Source organism: Methylobacterium sp. J-048 (assembly GCF_022829515.1).
Taxonomy (GTDB): Bacteria; Pseudomonadota; Alphaproteobacteria; order Rhizobiales; family Beijerinckiaceae; genus Methylobacterium.
In genome coordinates, this window is sequence record NZ_JAKSYL010000115.1 from 1 (window position 1) to 2799 (window position 2799).

Sequence of the window (2799 nt, forward strand, 5' to 3'; positions counted from 1 at the left end):
GTCCACGTGCCCGCGCTGCTGGAGCGGCTGGGGCAGTGACAGGCATCGACACGTTTCCCGGGCAACGCTTGCTCCCATCAGATTCCCTCATCCTGAGGTGCGGCCGCGCAGCGGGCGCCTCGAAGGAGCCCTCCAGCGGTCTCGGCGATCCCTGGAGCCCTCCTTCGAGGCCGCTGACGCGGCGCCTCAGGATGAGGGGGTTTGATCGGTCGGCTGGCCCGTCCCTCACACGCATCTCGGAGGCTTGCACGCCATGCTGAGCCTCAGCTTCACTCCCCTGCTCCCATGGCCGGTCCTGGCCGCCCTCGGGTTCATCGTCGTCGTCCTGGCCGTGCTCGCCTTCGTGGCGCGGGGCCGGACGGCGCTGCTGCGCGCCCTGGTGCTGGCCCTGGTCCTGGCGGCCCTTGCCAACCCCGCTCTGGTGCGGGAGGACCGCGAGCCGGTGAAGGACATCGCCGCCATCGTGGTCGACCACTCCGGCTCGCAGGCGCTCGGCGACCGGCCGCAGATGACCGACGCGGTCCGGGCCGAGCTGCAGCGCCGGTTCGGGGCGCTCACCAACATCGAGCCCCGCTTCATCGACGTGCCCGACGCCAAGGACGGCGACGACGGTACCAAGCTGTTCACGGCGCTGGGTCAGGCGCTCGCCGACGTGCCGCCCGAGCGGCTCGCCGGCATCGTGATGCTCACCGACGGCGTGGTCCACGACATTCCGGGCTCGATGGCCCAGCTCGGCATCAAGGCGCCGCTCCACGTCCTGGTCACCGGCCATCCGGACGAGCGCGACCGGCAGATCAAGCTCCTGGAGGCGCCCCGCTTCGGCATCGTCGGCAAGGATCTGTCGATCCGCGCCGAGGTGATGGAACGCGGCGGCACCGGCCACGCCGTGGTCACGGTCCGCCGCGACGGCGAAGAGATCGACCGGCGCGATGTCGCCACCGACAAGCCGTTCGCGCTGACCACCCGGATCGAGCATGGCGGCCCGAACGTCGTCGAGATCGAGGTCGAGCCACTGCCGGGCGAGCTCACCACGGTCAACAACCGCGCGGTGCTGCCGATCGAGGGCATCCGCGAGAAGCTGCGGGTGCTGCTGGTCTCCGGCGAGCCGCACCAGGGCGAGCGCACCTGGCGCAACCTCCTGAAGTCCGACGCCAACGTCGACCTCGTGCACTTCACCATCCTGCGCCCGCCCGAGAAGCAGGACGGAACGCCGATCTCCGAATTGTCGCTGATCGCGTTCCCGACCCGCGAGCTGTTCGTCCAGAAGATCAAGGATTTCGACCTGATCATCTTCGACCGCTACGCCAACCAGAGCGTGCTGCCGCAGGCCTATTTCGACAACATCGTCCGCTACGTCCGCGAGGGCGGCGCGCTGCTCGTCGCCGCCGGCCCCGAATATGCCGGGCCGGCGAGCCTCGCCCGCACGCGGCTCGCCGGCATCCTGCCGGGCGACCCGGACGGGCGCGTGGTCGAGCGCCCCTACAAGGCGACGCCGACCCAGGTCGGCCAGCGCCATCCGGTCACCCGCGACCTGCCGGGCTCGGATGCCAACCCGCCCGCCTGGGGCGACTGGCTGCGCATCGTCCAGGCCCGCACCCGGCCCGGCATCCAGCCGATCCTGTCGGGCGCCGAAGGGCTGCCGCTGCTCGCCCTGTCCCGGGAGGACAAGGGCCGCGTCGCGCTGCTCCTCTCTGACCATGCCTGGCTGTGGGCACGCGGCTACCAGGAAGGCGGCCCCTATCTCGACCTGCTGCGCCGCCTCGCCCACTGGCTGATGAAGGAGCCGGCCCTCGAAGAGGAGGCCCTGCGGGCGCAGACCACCGGCCGTGGCCGCGAGGTGCGGGTCGAGCGCCAGACCATGGCCGAGCAGGTCGAGCCGGTCCCCGTCACCGGGCCGACCGGCAAGGTGACGACCCTCACCCTCAAACCGGGCGAGCCCGGCCTGTTCACCGCTACCTTCGACGCCGAGACCCTGGGGTTGCACACCCTGCGCTCGGGCACCCTCGTCGCCTTCGTCAGCGTCGGCCCGGCCAACCCGCGCGAGCTCGCCGACGTGTTCAGCGACACCGAGCGCCTGAAGGCGGTGGCGGAGGGGTCGGGCGGCTCGATCCGCCGGGTCGCCGATGCCGGCGGCACCGCCCAGGTGCCGCGGCTCGCCACCGTGCGCAGCGGCCGCTTGGCCGGCGGCGACTGGATCGGCTTCCGCCCGAGCGACAGCGCCAACATCCGCGGCGTCGAGATCTACCCGCTGGCGCTGGGCCTCGCCGCCCTGGCGGCACTCGCGGCGGCCGTGCTCGCCATGTGGCTGGTCGAAGGACGCCGCGGGCGGGCGGTTTGAGTGTTCGTATTTTCGATTTGGCGATGGCTCGGCGAGGAGCGTTCTGGGCTCACCCGTATCCGAAAGCCGCGACGCCCTCCCCCCCCCCTCTGCGGGGGAGGGAGGCGCGTTGGTCCGCACGCCTCTAGTGAGACGCGCTCCGTCACGCCTCCTGCTTTCACCCCCCCCCCCCCAAACCCACAACCCCACCCCCCCTCCCACAAGCCACTCCCGGTGCACCAGTCCCGTCCGAGGCGTGTGTGAAGGGTGCAGATCCGGACCGCCTCAGCCAGACCGGGTCGGCCCCGCACCCGACGGTCACCCACCGCACCCCATCCACCCAAGCCCCACCCCCTGGCCCCCCCCGGCCACCGACCCACCCCCACCAACCGCGGATGCACCGCACCGCCGGGGTCCCCGAGCGCTAGCCACACCGCCCCCGCCCCGCCCCCGCCCCGCACCGCACCGAGCCTCCGCCTTCC

General features: G+C 72.3%; 1 protein-coding gene. It reads left to right on the top strand.

All coding sequences use genetic code 11. The annotated features are described in order from the left end of the window. Positions 1–253 precede the first annotated feature (253 nt). Positions 254–2338 (top strand): hypothetical protein, encoded by a 2085-nt coding sequence (locus tag MKL09_RS09280; protein WP_244019696.1) that lies wholly within the window; start codon positions 254–256, stop codon positions 2336–2338. Positions 2339–2799: the final 461 nt, after the last annotated feature.